Consider the following 18,108-nt stretch of genomic DNA (forward strand, 5'->3'; position numbering starts at 1 on the left):
CCACATTCGAACCGCATTCCAAAGGTGGGAGCGAGCTTGCTCGCGAAGAGGTTCTGAAAGAATCGAAAAATCAGGCCCCGGGCACCGGGCAGCTCATGTCACCTTCCTCACATTTCAAATACTGCTTGAGCGCCTCGGTTCGCGTCTTGGTCACCGAGGCGATGCAATTGTTGTAGATCAACGGATAAACACTCCCGCCTGCCACGCCGGATGCCGAAAACTTGCACTCGGCATCACGAAACCCGATCCACGCTCGTTGCGCGCTCACCAGCAGTTTTTTGCCATCAGGGTTGTTCTTCAGCCGGGCGGTAATTTGCTGATAAACCGTGTTCAACTCCTTATCCGCCGCCTTGTTTTCCTGCGCGGCGCACTGATTCATCGTCGTCTGATCGCTGGCATTGGCACAGTCCATGGCAGCGTGAGCAACGGAAGTGAAAAGAAAGGGTGTCAGGGCCAAGAGCAGGCGTGGGGACATGAGTCATCTCGCTTTGATGAATGAACGTGCCGGGCAGTTTATCGACTTCGTGGCGCCATCAGGGTTGGTGTTGTCTTGATGCGTTGAGCAACCGCTCCGCTGTCGCCGCAATTTCTTCTCCGTCATGCAGTTTTTCCAGCCACCCGAACGGGATTCCCTGCACGCCGTAATAGGCGCCGGCCAACTGGCCGACGATGGCAGCCGTGGTATCCGCGTCATCGCCCAGATTCGCCGCTTGCAGGACGGCCGCGGCAAAACTGTCGGTGTGCTGGAAGCACCATAACGCCGCTTCCAGGGATTCGACGCAGTAACCACTGCCGCGAATGTCGCGCTCGGTCTTGTGCAGGTACTCGCCCCGGGCAATCGCCGCCACCTTTGGCTGACTGAAGGCTGTTGGCGGCAGAGTGCGCAGTTGCGCTTTCGATGCGCCTTCCAGCGCTTTGCCGAGCAGGTCGGCAAACAGTTGGCAGCATTCGATGGCCTCGGGCGCCGCGTGCGTGGTGCGCGAACTGTCGGCGGCGAATCGCATGGTTTTCCGGGCATCGGGGAAATAAAACAGAACCACGGGCACCAATCGCATCAACGAACCATTGCCGGCACTGTGCGGGTCAGTAGAGCCGGCAAACGGCTCACCGGTGTGTTGATAGCGATCCAGCGCCTGACTCACGGTCATGCCGATATCGAAACATTCGCCGGTCGAACTCAGATAACCCCATTGCCACCAGTTCAGATAGCGGCCCATCTGGTCTGCGGCATCGAATGCGTTTTTGTTCAGCAGACTTTCCGCCAGGCACAGCGCCATCGAGGTGTCGTCGGTCCATTGACCGGGCTTCAGGTGAAACGGCCCGCCTCCGACCATGTCGGTCAGGGGCTGGAAGCTGCCGCGAGGCTGGAATTCGACGGTGGTTCCCACGGCATCGCCGCAGGCCAGTCCGAGCAGGGCGCCACGGTAACGTTCGGGGAGGGAGGGCTGCATGATGACGTCCTTGTGTCGTTCAATTCGCTGCGAACGTTATCAGTTTCGCAGCGCTGATCCGTGCGCATTCTGACGAACCGGCGCCGCAAAATACTGCCGGATATTTCAATCAGATCCGACCGTTGCACTGGATTGATACAACTTCGCATTGGACATGTGGTCATACAAGCCTACTGTTCAAAACAGGAGGTGACGTATGAAACCAGTACCCAACAGCTTTGAACGTAAAATCATGCTCAGGTCGCCGCGCTCCCATGTCTGGCGCGCCCTGGTCGATGCCGAGGCGTTCGGCCAGTGGTTCGGCGTTGCGCTGGAGGGCCGGCGGTTTATCGCGGGCGAATGGACGCAAGGGCAGGTGACGTACCCCGGTTATGAACATGTGCTCTGGAACGTGCTGGTGGAGAGGGTCGAGCCGCAGCAGCTGTTCTCCTTCCGCTGGCACCCGTACGCGGTGAACCCGAAAATCGACTACTCCCAGGAACCGACCACCCTGGTCAAATTCGAACTGCAGGACTACGAGAACGGCACGCTGCTGAAGGTCTCCGAGTCAGGTTTCGCGCACATTCCCGACGTGCGCCAGAAAGAGGCCTACTACATGGACAGTCGTGGCTGGGAGGAACAGTTGAGTCGGCTTGAACACTTCCTCACGGAGAGCGACCGGGCCCGCGAGCGCGAAGGTGGCTGATCTCGACCTGTTCACGCCGTGGCTGGAACGCTGGGCGCTGGCACCGGACGGCGAGCCGATCATCACCCCGGGCAGCCGCCTGTTGCCGGTGCGTCAGGGCGATGTGCCGGCCATGCTGAAATTCGCGGTGGATGACGAGGAAAAGTACGGCAACCTGCTGATGACCTGGTGGGACGGCGATGGTGCCGCCCGGGTGCTCGCTCATCACGAGGAAGGCCTGTTGCTTGAGCGGGCGATGGGTCAGCGTTCGTTGATGTACATGGCGCTCAACGGCGAGGATGACGAAGCCACACGGATCATGTGTCGAGCCTTGGCTCGTCTGCACGCACCGCGACCGACACCGCCACCGCCGTTGGTGGAGCTGGGGCCGTGGTTCGCATCATTAAAAATGGCCGCAGCCCGATACGGTGGCCCCTACGCCAATTGCCTGCAAACGGCCCAGACCTTGCTCGCCGAACCGCAGGACGTAGTGGTGCTGCACGGCGACATGCACCACGACAACGTTCTTGATTTCGGCCCACGGGGCTGGTTGGCCATCGACCCCAAGCGGGTGCAGGGCGAGCGCGGTTACGACTATGCCAACCTGATCTGCAACCCGGATTTGCCGACGGCAACTGATCCCGAGCGCTTTCGGCGGCAAGTCGACGTGATCTGCGAAGCAGCGGGAATCGAGCGAAAACGCCTGTTGCAATGGGTGCTGGCGTTCGCCGGACTGTCCGCCGCGTGGTTCATGGAAGATGACGAGCAAACCGCGGCAAAAGGACAGCTGAAAGTCGCGCAATTGGCGGCTTCTGCGCTGGATGCCTGACACGTCTAAGGGTTTTCGGAAGGCCCGCTATGGCGAATGTCTTACACGCGATGGTAGCTATTTCGACTATTGCCGATTGGATCCACAGCGTAATCTAGCCTCATCAACTGAAGCACAGGGAGTGTTTCAGGATCACGGATGATCGACCATTAGCAAGGATCGCTGCCGACAGGGAGTCGATAATGGTCTTGGGAAAAACCCGCTTCGGCGGGTTTTTTTTCGCCCGTAGAAAAGTGCCGTGCCCAAACAGAAACACCGCCAATCGGCGGTGTTTCTGCATCTGCAGGTTTTACGAGGCGATCAACTGGCGCAACACGTAATGCAGGATCCCGCCGGACTTGAAGTACTCCACCTCGTTCAAGGTGTCGATGCGGCACAGCACTTCAATTTTCTCCTGACGCCCGTCTTCACGGGTGATAACCAGAGTCAGGTTCATCCGTGGCGTCAGCTCGACCCCGCTCAGGCCTTGGATATCCAGGGTTTCCTTGCCGGTGAGGTTCAGGCTCTTGCGGTTCTGATCCAGCTTGAACTGCAACGGCAGCACCCCCATGCCCACCAGGTTGGAACGGTGGATCCGCTCGAAGCTTTCGGCGATCACCGCTTTGACCCCGAGCAGGTTGGTGCCCTTGGCGGCCCAGTCGCGGCTGGAACCGGTGCCGTATTCTTGCCCGGCAATCACCACCAGCGGCGTGCCCGAGGCCTGATAACGCATGGCAGCGTCGTAGATCGCCAGTTTCTCGCCGGTCGGAATGTAGATCGTGTTGCCACCTTCTTCGCCGCCGAGCATTTCGTTGCGGATGCGGATGTTGGCAAACGTGCCGCGCATCATCACTTCGTGGTTGCCCCGGCGTGAACCGTAGGAGTTGAAGTCCCGTGGCTCCACACCTTGCTCGCGCAGGTAACGCCCGGCCGGGCTGTCGGCCTTGATGTTGCCGGCGGGGGAGATGTGGTCGGTGGTCACCGAATCGCCCAATAGCGCCAGCACTCGCGCACCTTTCACATCGGCGATCACCGGCAAAGGCCCGGAAATGTCGTCGAAGAACGGCGGGTGCTGGATGTAGGTCGAATCCGCCTGCCAGACGTAAGTCGCGGCTTGCGGCACCTCGATGGCTTGCCACTGTTCGTCACCGGCGAACACTTCTGCGTATTCCTTGTGGAACATCGCCGTATTGACCTGATTCACCGCGTCAGCAATTTCCTTGCTGCTCGGCCAGATATCACGCAGGTAAACCGGGTTGCCCTGCTGGTCATTGCCCAGAGGTTCGCTGCTGATGTCGGTGCGCACACTGCCCGCCAGTGCGTAAGCGACCACCAGCGGCGGCGAGGCCAGCCAATTGGTTTTCACCAGTGGATGCACCCGGCCTTCAAAGTTGCGATTGCCGGACAACACCGAAGCCACGGTCAGATCGGCTTTCTGGATGGCTTTTTCGATCGGTTCAGGCAGCGGCCCGGAGTTGCCGATGCAAGTGGTGCAGCCGTATCCGACCAGCGAAAAACCGAGCTGGTCGAGATACTGCGTCAATCCGGCGGCTTTGTAGTAATCGGTGACGACTTTCGAACCCGGTGCCAGCGAACTCTTCACCCACGGTTTGCGGGTCAGGCCTTTCTCCACGGCTTTTTTCGCCAGCAGGCCGGCGGCCATCATCACGCTCGGGTTGGAGGTGTTGGTGCAGGAGGTGATTGCGGCAATCACCACGGCACCGTTTTTCAGGCGATAGGTGTGGCCGTCGTACTCGTAATCGGTTTCGCCGACCAGATCGGCATTGCCTACTGCCACACCACCGCCGCCCTCGCTTTCGAGGCGTCCTTCTTCCTTGCTGGTGGGTTTGAATTGCAAGTCGAGAAAGTCGCTGAACGCCTGACCGACATTCGGCAGCGAGACCCGGTCCTGTGGGCGTTTCGGCCCGGCGAGGCTGGCTTCGACGCTGCCCATGTCCAGCGCCAGACTGTCGGTGAACACCGGCTCCTGACCGGGCAGGCGCCACAAACCCTGGGCCTTGGTGTAGGCCTCGACCAGTTTCACCACTTCAGTCGGACGGCCGGACAGGCGCAGGTAGTCGAGGGTCACGTCATCCACCGGGAAGAAGCCGCAAGTCGCGCCATATTCCGGGGCCATGTTGGCGATGGTCGCGCGGTCGGCCAGCGGCAGGTCGGCGAGGCCGTCGCCATAGAACTCGACGAATTTGCCGACCACGCCTTTCTTGCGCAGCATCTGGGTCACGGTCAGCACCAGGTCGGTGGCGGTGATGCCTTCCTTGAGCTTGCCGGTGAGTTTGAAGCCGATCACTTCTGGAATCAGCATCGACACCGGTTGCCCGAGCATCGCCGCTTCCGCCTCGATCCCGCCGACGCCCCAGCCGAGTACGCCGAGGCCGTTGATCATGGTGGTGTGGGAGTCGGTGCCGACTAGCGTGTCAGGGAAGGCATAGGTGCGGCCGTCTTCGTCCTTGGTCCACACGGTGCGGCCGAGGTATTCGAGGTTGACCTGGTGACAGATCCCGGTGCCCGGCGGCACCACGCTGAAGTTGTCGAACGCGCTCTGGCCCCAGCGCAGGAAGGCGTAGCGTTCGCCGTTGCGCTGCATTTCGATGTCGACGTTCTGTTCGAAGGCGCTGGCGCTGGCGAATTTGTCGACCATCACCGAGTGGTCGATCACCAGATCCACCGGCGACAGCGGGTTGATTCGCTGTGGATCACCGCCGGCCTTGGCCATGGCGGCGCGCATCGCGGCCAGATCGACCACGGCGGGGACGCCGGTAAAGTCCTGCATCAGCACGCGGGCAGGGCGGTACTGGATTTCCCGGTCGGAGCGGCGCTCCTTGAGCCACGCGGCAATGGCCTTGAGGTCGGCGCCGGTGACGGTTTTTTCATCTTCCCAGCGCAGCAGGTTTTCCAGCAGGACTTTCAGCGACATCGGCAGCTTGTCGAGATCGCCCAAGGTCTTGGCGGCATCCGGCAGGCTGAAATAGTGGTAAGTCTTGTCGTCGACTTTCAGAGTTGTAAGGGATTTCAGACTATCGAGGGACGGCATTACGATCACTCCTTTGAGTCCGCACGGCTACGGACTGAGGGGACGGGCAGAGCTATCAACGTAGCCCTGTTTTCAGTAGCTGGCTAATAACTGGACTCTATGGGCAAGTCCAAGGTTCCGACATCGGCTATCATGCGCCGGTTTTCGTGACAGGCTTTGCTTCAACGCAGGGTCTGGGCATCGCGCAGGGGATGAATGATCGCCCTCTGCCCAGGAGTAAGAATGAACACCCTATTCATGCATTGCCGGCCAGGCTTCGAAGGCGAAGTCTGCTCGGAGATTTCCGACCTCGCCGCCCAACTCAACGTGGCCGGCTACGCCAAGGCCAAACCGGCCACCGCTTGCGCCGAGTTCGTCTGCACCGAAGAAGACGGTGCCGAGCGCCTGATGCGCGGCCAGCGCTTCGCCGAGCTGATCTTCCCGCGCCAGTGGGCGCGCGGTTTTTTCATCGATCTGCCGGAAAACGACCGCATTAGCGTGATCCTCGCGCACATGGCTGAATTCCCGGTGTGCGGCAGCCTGTGGCTGGAAGTCGTCGACACCAACGACGGCAAGGAACTGTCGAACTTCTGCAAGAAATTCGAAGGCCCACTGCGCAAGGCGCTGACCGGCGCCGGCAAACTGGTGGAAGACGCCAGCAAGCCACGTCTGTTGCTGACTTTCAAAAGCGGTCGTGAGGTGTTTCTCGGTCTGGCCGATGCCGGTAACTCGGCGATGTGGCCGATGGGCATTCCGCGCCTGAAGTTCCCACGCGAGGCACCGAGCCGTTCGACCCTGAAGCTGGAAGAGGCCTGGCACCACTTCATCCCCCGCGACCAGTGGGAAGATCGCCTGCACAGCGATATGACCGGCGTCGACCTCGGCGCGGCGCCGGGGGGCTGGACCTGGCAACTGGTCAATCGCGGCATGCTGGTGACCGCCATCGACAACGGCCCGATGGCTGAAAGCCTGATGGACACCGGTCTGGTGCAGCACTTGATGGCTGACGGTTTCACCTTCAAACCGAAGCAACCGGTGGACTGGATGGTCTGCGACATCGTCGAGAAACCGGCGCGCAACGCCGCGATGCTCGAAGAGTGGATCGGCGAGGGGCATTGCCGGGAAGCGGTGGTCAATCTCAAGTTGCCGATGAAGCAGCGATACGCCGAAGTGAAGCGCTTGCTCGAACGTATCGCCGACGGTTTCAAGGCCCGCGGGATCAAGGTCGATATCGGCTGCAAACAGCTGTACCACGACCGCGAGGAAGTGACCTGCCATTTGCGCCGCCATGACGTGAAGAAAGCCAAAGCCCGCTGAGCGAGCGACAGGTGACCGAACCCCCGGCATTGGGCGACAATGCCGGCCAGTTTCAGGAGTGAATCATGAGTGAAATGATTGATACGCCGGTCGACGGCACCCTCGACGCCACGGGCCTCAACTGCCCGGAGCCGGTGATGATGCTGCACCAGCACATCCGTGACCTGGTGCCCGGCGGCCTGCTCAAGGTGATCGCCACCGACCCGTCGACCCGCCGCGACATCCCCAAATTCTGCGTGTTTCTCGACCACGAACTGGTGGGGCAGCACGAAGAGGCCGGGACCTATCTGTACTGGATCCGCAAGAAATCCGGTTGATCGGAAGGCGAAAAAAAGACCTGCATGTGCAGGTCTTTTTTTTATGGCCGGTCAGCCCATCGAGCGGCTGATGCGAATGCGCTTGCGTGCGCTGCGCGTCAGGCGGATCGACAGCATCAGCGCCGCGCAGCTGAGGCCGACGATCAGGCCTTCCCACAGGCCGCTCGGGCCGCGAGGTTCGCCGAGCCAGTCGGTCAGGCCGAGGGCATAACCCACCGGCAGGCCGATGCCCCAATAGGCGAACAGGGTCAGGATCATCGTCACGCGGGTGTCCTGATAACCGCGCAGGGCGCCGGCGGCGGTGACCTGGATCGCGTCGGAAAACTGGAACAGCGCCGAGTACACGATCAGCATCGCCGCGATGTGAATCACCATCGGATCCGACGTGTAGATCGCAGCAATGTGTTCGCGCATCAGCAGCATCATGCTCGCCGACAGGCAGGCGTAAGCCAGCGCGGTGCCCATGCCGACACCCGCGGCGAAACGCGCTTCGCGAGGTTCTTCACGGCCCAGGGCCTGGCCGACCCGCACGGTCACGGCCATGCCCAGCGAGTACGGAATCATGAACACCAGCGAGCTGACGTTCAGCGCGATCTGGTGTCCGGCCACCACGGTGGCGCCGAGGCTGCCGATCAGCAGCGCGATCACCGCGAAAATGCTCGACTCGGCAAACACCGCGACGCCGATCGGCAGACCGATGGCCAGCAAGCGCTTGATCACCGCCCATTGCGGCCAGTCGAAACGGCTGAACAGTTCGCTCGACTTGTAGGCCGACGCCCAGCGCTCGTAACCGGCCAGACCCAGCGCCATCACCCACATCACGATGGCCGTGGCCCAGCCGCAACCGACACCGCCCATGGCCGGTACGCCGAAGTGGCCATAAATGAACACGTAGTTGAGCGGGATGTTCAGCGCCAGACCGCACAGGCCCAGCACCATCGCCGGGCGGGTGCGGCCGAGGCCGTCACTGGTGCAGCGCAGCACATGGTAGAAGGCCACGGCCGGCAGACCGCTGGCGATGCCGTGCAGGTACTGCATGCACGGGCCGATCAGCTCCGGATCGACTTTCATCAGGTGCAGGATCGGCTCGGCGCTGAACAGCATGCCGGTCGCCATCAGGCCCACTACCAGTGCCAGCCACAAGGCCTGACGCACGATCGGGCCGATTTCGCTGTGGGTGCCGGCGCCGAAGCGTTGGGCGACTTTCGGCGTGGTGGCCAGCAGGGTGCCGGTCATCAGCAGGAACACCGGCACCCAGATCGAATTGCCCAGCGCCACGGCCGCGAGATCCTTGGGCCCCACGCGCCCGGCCATCACCGCATCGACGAAGCCCATGGCAGTGGTTGCCAGCTGCGCGATCATGATCGGCAGGGCCAGACCGAGCAGATTCTTCAGCTCCAGGCGAACCCGGGCAGGGCGGTTGAGGGAAACGGCGGCGGGGCGGTCAGTCACGGAATTCACAGGCAAAGCGTCCACAGGGGTTGATGCGCAAGGCCGGGCATTCTACGCCGCTGACGTTATGGTCAGGAAAAATCCTCTGTTGCGGATTTGTAATCGCCTTCGACCGATCAAGAAAGAACAGCCTGCTGGCTCATCGCAGCCCCAGCGCCTACACTGCCGATCCGCCCAAGGAGCCCCGCCATGCTGATTGTTGCCGACGAAAATATCCCGCTGCTCGATGCCTTTTTTGCCGGTTTCGGCGAGATCCGCCGGGTACCGGGCCGTTCCATCGACCGGGCCACGGTCGAACAGGCCGATGTATTGCTGGTGCGCTCGGTGACCAACGTCAACCGCGCACTGCTGGAAGGCAGCAAGGTGCGTTTTGTCGGCACCTGCACCATCGGCACCGATCATCTGGATCTCGAATACTTCAACGAGGCTGGTATCACCTGGTCCAGCGCGCCCGGCTGCAACGCCCGGGGCGTGGTCGATTACGTGCTCGGCAGCCTGATGACCCTGGCCGAAATCGAAGGCGTCGATTTGAGTGAGCGCACTTACGGTGTGATCGGTGCCGGTGAAGTCGGCGGTCGCCTGATCAAGGTTCTGAAAGGTCTGGGCTGGAACGTGAAAGTCTGCGATCCGCCACGTCAGGCGGCCGAGGGCGGCGACTATGTCAGCCTGGAGCAGATCATCGCGCAGTGCGACGTGATCAGCCTGCACACCCCGCTGACCCGCAACGGTGATGGCGCGACCTGGCATTTGTTCGACGAGCAGCGTTTGCAGCAGCTCAAGCCCGGTGCCTGGCTGATCAACGCAGCTCGCGGTCCGGTGGTGGATAACACCGCGTTGCGCGAAGTGCTGCTGGAGCGTGAAGACCTGCAAGCGGTGCTCGATGTCTGGGAGGCGGAACCGCAAGTTGATGTGGCGCTGGCCGAACTTTGCGTACTGGCAACGCCGCACATTGCGGGTTATAGCCTCGATGGCAAGCAGCGCGGAACGGCGCAGATCTATCAGGCTTACTGCGATTTCATCGGGCAACCGGCCAGCATTCAGCTTTGCGATCTGTTGCCGGCACCGTGGTTGTCGGAAGTTTCCCTGCATGCCGACAGCGATCCTGCCTGGGCACTGGCGATGTTGTGCCGCGGCGTGTTCGACCCGCGCCGGGACGATGCGGATTTTCGTCGCACCTTGCTGGGTAGCGTCGGTGAGCAGCGTGCATCGTTCGATGTGTTGCGCAAGCAGTATCCGGTACGTCGCGAGATTGAAGGACTGAAAGTAAGAATAGAGGGGGATTCACCAGCCTTGCGGCAGATTGTGTCGGCGTTGGGTGCGGTGGCCGTTTAAATATCGGACAGAAAAAACCCGGCCTGCAGGGGCCGGGTCAGGAAGACGGTGGCGATATCACTTTTGTTCGGCAGGCTTGACCAATCGCTTCTCCAGTTCGCGGCAGGCATCCTGGATCATGTCTTCGGTGATCTCGATTTCACGCCCGTTTTCGTCGATGATCGAGCAACCCAGAGGTTGGCCGGGCTTGGTGCGGATCACTTCAATCTTGTCATCGCTGCTGTTTTGCAAGGACATGGCCTGTCTCCTCATCAGGTTGTGTGCCTAAGATAAAACCGTCAGGTGACCAGGCTGTGACAACTCCCTGCGGTCGGTCCGGAACGGCATCTCCACTCAAACAGAAATGACCGTCTGTCTCAACCCGGACCTTAGACCAATAGCATCTAGGGGGTAGTCTTGCCGGTCATAATTAACCTGACTCATTGTGATTTGCAGAGTTCCACCCCATTTGAGTGTGTAGGCTGGCCCTATCCATCAGCACACGACGTGAACCTGAATGATCCCGATGCTTTCCTCGCGCCACCGCCGGGCCTTGCGCCTGACCAGTCATTTCCTTGCCCCTTATCGCTGGCCGGCCTTCGGCGCACTGCTTGCGCTGATCGTCACGGCGGGCATCACCCTGTCGATGGGGCAGGGTATCAAGCTGCTGGTCGATCAAGGGTTCATGACCCAGTCGCCGCACCTGCTCAACCAATCCATCGGCCTGTTCATGCTTCTGGTGTTCGGCTTGGCGGTCGGCACCTTTGCGCGGTTTTATCTGGTGTCCTGGATTGGCGAACGAGTGGTGGCAGACATTCGCCGGCAGGTGTTCAACCATCTGGTGTACCTGCATCCCGGGTTCTACGAGGACAATCGCAGTTCGGAAATCCAGTCGCGGCTGACCGCTGACACCACGCTGCTGCAATCGGTGATCGGCTCGTCGCTGTCGCTGTTCCTGCGTAACCTGCTGATGGTCATTGGCGGTGTGGTGCTGCTGTTCATTACCAACCCCAAGCTCACCAGCATCGTGGTGATCGCACTGCCGTTGGTGATTGCGCCGATCCTGATTTTTGGCCGCCGCGTGCGCAACCTCTCCCGGCTGAGCCAGGACCGGATCGCCGACATTGGCAGCTACGTCTCGGAAACCCTTGGCCAGATCAAAACCGTGCAGGCCTACAACCATCAGGTGCAGGACGAACAGCGTTTCGCCAGCACCGTCGAGCAGGCGTTCGAGACTGCGCGCAAACGGATTTTCCAGCGGGCCTGGCTGATCACCCTGGTGATCGTGCTGGTGCTCGGCGCCGTCGCGGTGATGTTGTGGGTCGGCGGCATGGACGTGATTGCAGGTCGGATTTCTGCGGGTGAACTGGCGGCGTTCGTGTTCTACAGCCTGATCGTTGGCAGTGCGTTTGGCACGTTGAGTGAAGTCATCGGTGAATTGCAGCGAGCGGCTGGCGCCGCCGAGCGCATTGCCGAATTGCTGCGTTCGGAGAACATCATTCAGCCACCGACCACCGGACTAGTGACGCTGCCGGAGCGAGTCAAAGGCGAGCTGGAATTGCAGGATGTGCGTTTTTCCTACCCTTCGCGTCCCGAAAGCCTTGCTGTCGATGGCTTGAGTCTGACGATCAACGCCGGCGAAACCCTCGCGCTTGTCGGCCCGTCCGGCGCGGGCAAGTCCACCGTGTATGACTTGTTGCTGCGTTTCTACGATCCCCGGGAAGGACAGATCCTGATCGACGGCGTGCCGCTGACCAGCCTTGATCCTCTGGATCTGCGTCGCTGCTTCGCGCTGGTCTCGCAAACCCCGGCGCTGTTTTTCGGCAGTGTCGAAGAGAACATTCGCTACGGCTGCCCGACCGCCACGCTGGAGCAGGTGCGGGAAGCCGCGAAAATCGCTCACGCCCACGACTTCATCGAACAGATGCCCGACGGTTACCAGACCCACCTGGGCGACGGCGGCCTCGGCCTGTCTGGTGGACAACGCCAGCGTCTGGCCATCGCCCGGGCGCTGCTGGTCGACGCGCCGATCCTGCTGCTCGACGAAGCCACCAGCGCCCTCGATGCCCAGAGCGAACATCTGATCCAGCAGGCCCTGCCGAGCCTGATGCAAAACCGCACAACACTGGTCATCGCCCATCGCCTGGCCACGGTGAAAAACGCCGACCGGATCGCGGTGATGGATCAGGGCAAACTGGTTGCGATCGGCACGCATCAGGAGTTGATCGCCAGCAATCCTCTGTATGCGCGGTTGGCGGCGTTGCAGTTCAGTGATGGTCATCAGGCTTCGACCGACCAAGTAACCGACTAAGTAACCGACCATGTAACCGACCCAGTAGAACGCCATAAAAAATGCCCGCATCTCTCGATGCGGGCATTTTTGTTTACGTCGATCTATCGGCGAAACACGCCCCGATCACTGATCGTCGAAATACCGCTCATGCCAATCCACCAGCGGTTGCGGCGAGTTGAGTTTCTGGCCGTAGATCACCGAGTAGGACAGCACGTTCTGCACGTACTGGCGGGTTTCGTCGAACGGGATGCTTTCCACCCACACGTCGAAGCTCAGGTGATCGGCGCCGCGCAGCCACTGGCGCACGCGGCCGGGGCCGGCGTTGTAGGCGGCGGAGGCGAGCACGCGGTTGCCGTTGAACTGGCTGTGTACCTGGCTCAGGTAAGCGGCGCCGAGCTGGATGTTTTTATCCGGATCGAGCACCTGCTGCGGCGAGGCCAATGGAATGCTGAACTTGCGCGCGGTTTCCTTGGCGGTGCCGGGCATCAGTTGCATCAGGCCGCTGGCGCCGACGCTGGAACGGGCGTCGTCCATGAACGCACTTTCCTGACGGGTGATGGCGAACACCCAGCTCGAATGCAGGCCGCGCACCTTGGCTTCGCGCACCAGAGTGTCGCGGTGGGCCATCGGGAAGCGGATGTCCAGATCATCCCAGTACTGTGCCTGGCTGATGGTGCGGATGGCCGGGAAATACCATTTCAGGTCGTAGGCCAGTTTCGCTTGGGCGACCATTTCGTCGCGGCTGAAATGCCGGCTGACGTGATACCACTCGCGGCGACCGTCGACGATCTGCCCACGGGCGTGGAACTCCAGCGCGCGACGCACGCCGGGAGTGTTGCGCACCTTGTTGATCAGCGCCTGACTGAGCACCAGCGGCTTGTTGTTCAGCGAATACGGCGATTGCGAGCGGTCGGCGGCGAGGAAACCGTAGAAATCCCGTTCCCGCGACAGATTCTTGTACAGCGTCTGCGCTTCCGGGTTCTGCGGTTGCGCCAGTTCCAGACTGCGGGCCTGCCAGTAGCGCCAGCGGTTGGTGGTGGCCAGATCCTGCGGCAGACGGCGGGTCAGTTGGTAGGCGTCGTCCCAGCGCGCCAGTCGCAACAGCAGACGCAGGCGCCATTCGGACACGGTGTTGTCGCGCAGTTCCGGGTCGTACTTGGTCATCACGTCCAGCGCGCGGCTGTCGAAGCGGCGGGCCAGGGTCAGGCCGATTTCCCGGGCGATCGCGACTTTTTCATCGCGGGAGAAATGCATGCTGCTGGCATAGCCGTCGAGCAGGGCCATGGCCTTGTCCGGATCCTGGCGCGCGAGGCGGCGCAGACCGAGGCTGACCACGTCGGACATCGGTTCATCGGCCGGCGTGAAGCGCGACGGCTGGTTGAGCAGTTCCGGTTTTTGCGCCACGTCCACCAGCAGGCGACCGCGCGGGGCGAGGGTAGTCAGGCCGTTGACCAGGCTGTTGGCCAGTGGATAGTTGCGGTGCTGGGCGGCGAGTTTGGCGCGTTCCCAGCGTTTCTGTTCGGTCAACTGACCCTCTGCGGCCCACATGCCGAACAGCGCGTCACAGGCGGCGGGCTGGGATTTGCCGGTCAGCCACAGCTTCTCGGCGTTGGCGTAGCCCTCGGCCTTCTTGTTGTGGCTGATCTGGTACTGCGCGTTCAGACAGTCGAGTTCGGTGAAATTCAGCTTGGGGTCGTAATACTTGACGAATGTCGCCCAGTCGCCGCGATCGGCCAGCCAGCGCAGCCAACGCAACTTCATCCAGTTGGCCTGGGGCAGGTCACCGTGTTCGGCGAGGAATTTTTCGATCTCCGCGTTGCTGGCGGTTTTCAGCCGGGCGGTCAGCTCGTCATAAGCCAGGTACGGCTCCAGCGGATAGTCGGCCAAGGCCTGGCTGTAACGGAAATACGGGCCGCTATCGCCCTTGGCCAGGGCGCGCTTGGCTTCATCGTAATACTGGCGTTGGGTGGACAGGTCCACCGCCTGGGCGGATTGAACGGCAGCGGCGGAAAGCAGCAAACATGACAAAACACTGAAGAGGCGACTGCGCATGAGACATCCGGGCAGAGAAATCATGACAAGTGCCGGCCCAAAACCCGCACTGAATTGTCTGTAGCTTAGCCTTTTGCCAGCAGGGGGCGAAAGCTTTGCCGGCCTTGCAGCACAAGTTCGCAACAATTGTTGTGCAGAGTGCGTCAGCGGCGAAATTGCCGGCCTGCTCGGGCCCCGATTCAGGTAGAATGCGCGCCCGGTTTTTGGAGAAGCTCATGACCCTGCTCAAATTCAGCGATGTGTCCCTTGCATTCGGCGCGATGCCGTTGTTGGACAAGGTGTCCTGGCAGATCGCCCGTGGTGAGCGGGTGTGCATCATCGGCCGCAACGGCACTGGCAAATCCAGCATGATGAAACTGGTCAAGGGCGACCAGAAGCCTGATGACGGCTCGGTGTGGCGTGCCCCCGGTCTGAAAATCGGTGAATTGCCGCAGGAATTGCCGGTGGCCGACGAGCGGACAGTGTTCGACGTGGTTGCCGAAGGCCTCGACGGCGTTGGCGCCTTGCTCGCCGAATACCATCACCTGAGCCAGAACATCGTCACCGATGCCGATCTGGACAAGCTGATGCACGTCCAGCACGACCTCGAAGCCCGCGATGGCTGGCGCTTGCAGACCCTGGTCGACAGCACCCTGAGCCGCCTGCAACTGCCGGCCGACAAGACCCTCGCCGAACTGTCCGGCGGCTGGCGTCGTCGCGTGCTGCTGGCGCAGGCGCTGGTGTCCGAGCCGGATCTGCTGCTGCTCGACGAGCCGACCAACCACCTGGACATCGGTGCGATTGCCTGGCTTGAAGAAGCGCTGAAGGATTTCCAGGGCGCCGTGCTGTTCATCACGCACGATCGTTCCTTCCTGCAAAACCTTGCCACCCGCATCCTCGAACTGGATCGCGGTGGCCTGATCGACTGGAACGGCGACTACGCCAGTTTCCTCGTCCATAAAGAAGCCGCACTGGCCGCCGAAGAAACCGCCAACGCGCTGTTCGACAAGCGTCTGGCCCAGGAAGAAGTGTGGATTCGCCAGGGCATCAAGGCCCGTCGCACTCGTAACGAAGGCCGCGTACGTGCGCTGAAAGCATTGCGCGTGGAGCGCAGCGAGCGTCGCGAGCGCACCGGCAAGGCCAACATCCAGCTGGAAACAGCGGAGAAGTCCGGCAAGCAGGTGATGGTGCTGGATAACGTGAGCTTCGCGCATCCGGGCGGTCCGTTCCTGATCCGCGATTTCTCCATGGTGCTGCAGCGCGGCGACCGGATCGGCCTGCTCGGTGCCAACGGTACCGGCAAGACCACTCTGCTGAAACTGATGCTCAGCGGTCTGCAACCGACCAGCGGCAAAGTGGAAGAGGGCACCAAGATCGACGTGGCCTACTTCGACCAGCTGCGTCATCAGCTGGATCTGGAAAAGACCGTGATCGATAACGTCGCCGAAGGTCGTGACTTCATCGATATCGACGGCCAGAGCCGTCACGTGTTGAGCTACCTCGGCGACTTCCTGTTCAGTCCGCAGCGTGCCCGCACGCCGGTGAAGGCGTTGTCCGGTGGCGAGCGTGCGCGTCTGTTGCTGGCCAAATTGTTCAGCAAGCCGGCGAACCTGCTGGTACTCGACGAACCGACCAACGACCTTGACGTGGAAACCCTCGAGCTGCTCGAAGAAGTGCTGCTGACCTTCAACGGCACTGTGCTGATGGTCAGCCACGACCGGGCATTCCTCGACAACGTGGTCACCAGCACCCTGGTCTTCGAAGGTGAAGGCAAGGTTCGCGAATACGTCGGCGGCTATCAGGACTGGATCCGTCAGGGCGGCTCGCCGCGTCTGCTGGGCGTGACCGAGAGCAAATCCGGCAAGGCCGACCTGAATTCGGCGGTGGTCACTGCCGAACCGGCTCCGGTTGCTGCACCTGTCGCTGCGGCCCCGGCTGCGAAGAAGAAGCTGAGCTACAAGCTTCAGCGCGAACTGGAAGCGCTGCCGGGAGACATCGACGCCAAGGAGCAGCAGATTGCTGCTGTCGAGGCTGAAATGGCTGAGGCCGGCTTCTATCAGCGCCCTCCGGCCGAGACCGCCAAGGTGATTGCTTCTCTGGAGCAGCTGCAGGCTGAACTGGATGCGCTGGTGGAGCGTTGGGCCGAGCTGGACGCCTGATTGTTTCAAGGCATGAAAAAGCCCGGCGTCCAGTGATGGACGCCGGGCTTTTTTAGCTTTTCATAAGAGAGTTGGATCAGCGTTTGACCAGATGCACCGCCAGCACATCGCACGGTGCGCCGTGCAGCACGTCATTGGCGGTCGAGCCCAGCAACAGTGCCAGGCCATGCCGGCCATGGCTGCCGACCACGATCAGGTCGCATTCCTGTTCCTTGGCGAAATGGTGGATTTCCTGACGCGGCTGGCCGTAGGTCAGGTGGCAGTTGGCGCCTTCGAGCTCGGTGTACTTGTGCTTCAGGCGTTCCAGGCGTTCCTTGGCCTGATCGAACTGCTGTTGTTGCAGTTGTGACAGATCCATCGGCACGTCGCCGCCGAAGGCCATGGCCATCGGTTCGACGATATGCACCAGCGACAGCTTGGCGCCATTGCTCACCGACAGCTCTCGGGCGCGGTGGATCACAGGGTCGCACTCTTCGGTCAGATCTACGGCGACCAGGATATGGTGGTAGGGCATGAGGTGCTCCTCGTGAGGGATCAATATTGTTAAGTATGGCTGGTTTCAAGCGCATTGGTTCCAAAGTGACGCAATGGGCTCATCAAGATTCGGGAGTAGAGATATGACGGTCTGGCTGGTGGTGTCAATCCTGCTGGTGGTGTTGAGTCCCCTGGCGTGGTTGCGTCCGTCCCGTGTACAGAGTGGCCGGATAGCCTTGCGCACCGAGGCCCGGCGCATCGGGCTGGCCATGCAACTGGCGCCCCAGGAGTGGCCGCACTGGCTGAGCCAGGAGCCGCCAAACCCGTGCGCGCAATACCATCGGCCACGCCGGGGCAAGCAGCCGGCGTGCTGGACGTATTGGCAGAAATCCCCGGGTGTTTGGGTGAATCAGTGGCAGGAAGTCTGTGAGGATCCACTGCTGCTGAATCATTTCGAAAAATTGCCGGGCAATGTTTTCAAGGTTGAGGCCGACAAGCAGATGATCGCCCTCTATTGGGGCGAGAAGGGTGATGCGTCGGTTTTGCTGGAGATTGATGCCACGCTGAAAGCGCTGGCATGACTTGCGGACTTTTCGCGCTGCAACGGTGCGAAACGTCCGGCAGACGTGCAATAAAAAGCCCGACATGATTCATCGGGCGGGGTTGGCCAGGCAGGCCGGAAATTCTTTTTGACTTTGAACCGGAGTCATCCGGTCAGCAAATCTGCGCCTGTTTTCCTTCGTAGTCCAGCCAGCGTAGCCTGTTAAACAAGGCTTGCGGTGAATTAGGGCGACTTTTCT

15 protein-coding genes are annotated in these 18,108 nt (G+C 61.2%); 8 read left to right on the top strand and 7 right to left on the bottom strand.

Going from position 1 to position 18,108, the window contains the following annotated elements:
* Window positions 1–70: 70 nt before the first annotated feature.
* Window positions 71–475, bottom strand: a complete 405-nt coding sequence (locus N8H71_RS25995) for a lysozyme inhibitor LprI family protein (RefSeq protein WP_262196187.1) — start codon at window positions 473–475, stop codon at window positions 71–73.
* Window positions 476–533: 58 nt separating this feature from the next.
* Window positions 534–1,451: an ADP-ribosylglycohydrolase family protein gene (locus N8H71_RS26000; RefSeq protein ID WP_262196188.1), complete on the bottom strand. Its 918-nt coding sequence runs from the start codon at window positions 1,449–1,451 to the stop codon at window positions 534–536.
* A gap of 196 nt (window positions 1,452–1,647) precedes the next feature.
* Between N8H71_RS26000 and N8H71_RS26005 the strand changes: the two genes are divergently transcribed.
* Both N8H71_RS26005 and N8H71_RS26010 read left to right on the top strand, forming a co-directional pair.
* The gene (locus tag N8H71_RS26005) at window positions 1,648–2,136 is read left to right on the top strand and encodes an SRPBCC family protein (RefSeq protein ID WP_007953087.1); all 489 of its coding nucleotides are present in this window, start codon (window positions 1,648–1,650) and stop codon (window positions 2,134–2,136) included.
* On the top strand, window positions 2,129–2,944 hold the full coding sequence (locus N8H71_RS26010) for an aminoglycoside phosphotransferase family protein (protein ID WP_262196189.1): 816 nt from the start codon (window positions 2,129–2,131) through the stop codon (window positions 2,942–2,944). The genes N8H71_RS26005 and N8H71_RS26010 overlap by 8 nt, the downstream gene beginning before the upstream one ends.
* A 289-nt stretch (window positions 2,945–3,233) precedes the next feature.
* Here the strand turns inward: N8H71_RS26010 and acnA are convergent, their stop codons facing one another.
* Complete coding sequence (acnA, locus tag N8H71_RS26015) at window positions 3,234–5,975, bottom strand: aconitate hydratase AcnA (protein WP_262196190.1); 2,742 nt, start codon at window positions 5,973–5,975, stop codon at window positions 3,234–3,236.
* Window positions 5,976–6,197: 222 nt separating this feature from the next.
* Between acnA and rlmM the strand changes: the two genes are divergently transcribed.
* Together rlmM and tusA are read left to right on the top strand one after the other, a co-directional pair.
* Entirely contained in the window at window positions 6,198–7,271 is a 1,074-nt protein-coding gene (gene rlmM, locus N8H71_RS26020) for a 23S rRNA (cytidine(2498)-2'-O)-methyltransferase RlmM (RefSeq protein WP_064598139.1), read from the top strand.
* A 65-nt stretch (window positions 7,272–7,336) separates the two neighbouring features.
* Window positions 7,337–7,588 (top strand): sulfurtransferase TusA, encoded by a 252-nt coding sequence (tusA, locus tag N8H71_RS26025; protein ID WP_007953079.1) that lies wholly within the window; start codon window positions 7,337–7,339, stop codon window positions 7,586–7,588.
* A 51-nt stretch (window positions 7,589–7,639) separates the two neighbouring features.
* Here tusA and N8H71_RS26030 read toward each other — a convergent pair whose 3' ends face one another.
* On the bottom strand, window positions 7,640–9,049 hold the full coding sequence (locus N8H71_RS26030) for an MATE family efflux transporter (protein ID WP_262196191.1): 1,410 nt from the start codon (window positions 9,047–9,049) through the stop codon (window positions 7,640–7,642).
* A 180-nt stretch (window positions 9,050–9,229) separates the two neighbouring features.
* Here N8H71_RS26030 and pdxB point away from each other — a divergent pair, with 180 nt between their 5' ends.
* Window positions 9,230–10,372, top strand: a complete 1,143-nt coding sequence (gene pdxB / locus N8H71_RS26035) for a 4-phosphoerythronate dehydrogenase PdxB (protein WP_262196192.1) — start codon at window positions 9,230–9,232, stop codon at window positions 10,370–10,372.
* Between the two features lie 57 nt (window positions 10,373–10,429).
* Here pdxB and N8H71_RS26040 read toward each other — a convergent pair whose 3' ends face one another.
* Window positions 10,430–10,609 carry a PA1571 family protein gene (locus tag N8H71_RS26040; RefSeq protein ID WP_074689257.1) on the bottom strand — a complete coding sequence of 60 codons (180 nt, stop codon included), beginning with the start codon at window positions 10,607–10,609 and terminating at the stop codon, window positions 10,430–10,432.
* Window positions 10,610–10,868: 259 nt separating this feature from the next.
* Here N8H71_RS26040 and N8H71_RS26045 point away from each other — a divergent pair, with 259 nt between their 5' ends.
* Window positions 10,869–12,662, top strand: coding sequence for an ABC transporter transmembrane domain-containing protein (locus N8H71_RS26045; RefSeq protein WP_262196193.1), 1,794 nt, complete (start codon window positions 10,869–10,871; stop codon window positions 12,660–12,662).
* A 105-nt stretch (window positions 12,663–12,767) separates the two neighbouring features.
* Here N8H71_RS26045 and N8H71_RS26050 read toward each other — a convergent pair whose 3' ends face one another.
* Entirely contained in the window at window positions 12,768–14,696 is a 1,929-nt protein-coding gene (locus N8H71_RS26050; RefSeq protein ID WP_074689255.1) for a transglycosylase SLT domain-containing protein, read from the bottom strand.
* A 215-nt stretch (window positions 14,697–14,911) separates the two neighbouring features.
* Here N8H71_RS26050 and N8H71_RS26055 point away from each other — a divergent pair, with 215 nt between their 5' ends.
* Window positions 14,912–16,834 carry an ATP-binding cassette domain-containing protein gene (locus tag N8H71_RS26055; protein ID WP_011335198.1) on the top strand — a complete coding sequence of 641 codons (1,923 nt, stop codon included), beginning with the start codon at window positions 14,912–14,914 and terminating at the stop codon, window positions 16,832–16,834.
* 76 nt (window positions 16,835–16,910) lie between these two features.
* Here N8H71_RS26055 and N8H71_RS26060 read toward each other — a convergent pair whose 3' ends face one another.
* Window positions 16,911–17,348, bottom strand: a complete 438-nt coding sequence (locus N8H71_RS26060; protein WP_007953063.1) for a universal stress protein — start codon at window positions 17,346–17,348, stop codon at window positions 16,911–16,913.
* Window positions 17,349–17,451: 103 nt separating this feature from the next.
* Between N8H71_RS26060 and N8H71_RS26065 the strand changes: the two genes are divergently transcribed.
* Window positions 17,452–17,889 carry a hypothetical protein gene (locus tag N8H71_RS26065; protein ID WP_262196194.1) on the top strand — a complete coding sequence of 146 codons (438 nt, stop codon included), beginning with the start codon at window positions 17,452–17,454 and terminating at the stop codon, window positions 17,887–17,889.
* Window positions 17,890–18,108 lie beyond the last annotated feature (219 nt).

This window comes from Pseudomonas koreensis (genome assembly GCF_025447595.1).
GTDB lineage: Bacteria > Pseudomonadota > Gammaproteobacteria > Pseudomonadales > Pseudomonadaceae > Aquipseudomonas > Aquipseudomonas koreensis_H.

Bases quoted from the DNA above. Each gene is read 5' to 3' on its own strand.
- N8H71_RS26050 (WP_074689255.1), bottom strand. From the start codon at position 14,696: ATGCGCAGTCGCCTCTTCAGTGTTTTGTCATGTTTGCTGCTTTCCGCC.
- N8H71_RS26045 (WP_262196193.1), top strand. From the start codon at position 10,869: ATGATCCCGATGCTTTCCTCGCGCCACCGCCGGGCCTTGCGCCTGACC.
- N8H71_RS26000 (WP_262196188.1), bottom strand. From the start codon at position 1,451: ATGCAGCCCTCCCTCCCCGAACGTTACCGTGGCGCCCTGCTCGGACTG.
- N8H71_RS26065 (WP_262196194.1), top strand. From the start codon at position 17,452: ATGACGGTCTGGCTGGTGGTGTCAATCCTGCTGGTGGTGTTGAGTCCC.
- N8H71_RS26005 (WP_007953087.1), top strand. From the start codon at position 1,648: ATGAAACCAGTACCCAACAGCTTTGAACGTAAAATCATGCTCAGGTCG.
- pdxB (WP_262196192.1), top strand. From the start codon at position 9,230: ATGCTGATTGTTGCCGACGAAAATATCCCGCTGCTCGATGCCTTTTTT.
- acnA (WP_262196190.1), bottom strand. From the start codon at position 5,975: ATGCCGTCCCTCGATAGTCTGAAATCCCTTACAACTCTGAAAGTCGAC.
- N8H71_RS26060 (WP_007953063.1), bottom strand. From the start codon at position 17,348: ATGCCCTACCACCATATCCTGGTCGCCGTAGATCTGACCGAAGAGTGC.
- N8H71_RS26055 (WP_011335198.1), top strand. From the start codon at position 14,912: ATGACCCTGCTCAAATTCAGCGATGTGTCCCTTGCATTCGGCGCGATG.
- N8H71_RS25995 (WP_262196187.1), bottom strand. From the start codon at position 475: ATGTCCCCACGCCTGCTCTTGGCCCTGACACCCTTTCTTTTCACTTCC.
- tusA (WP_007953079.1), top strand. From the start codon at position 7,337: ATGAGTGAAATGATTGATACGCCGGTCGACGGCACCCTCGACGCCACG.
- rlmM (WP_064598139.1), top strand. From the start codon at position 6,198: ATGAACACCCTATTCATGCATTGCCGGCCAGGCTTCGAAGGCGAAGTC.
- N8H71_RS26040 (WP_074689257.1), bottom strand. From the start codon at position 10,609: ATGTCCTTGCAAAACAGCAGCGATGACAAGATTGAAGTGATCCGCACC.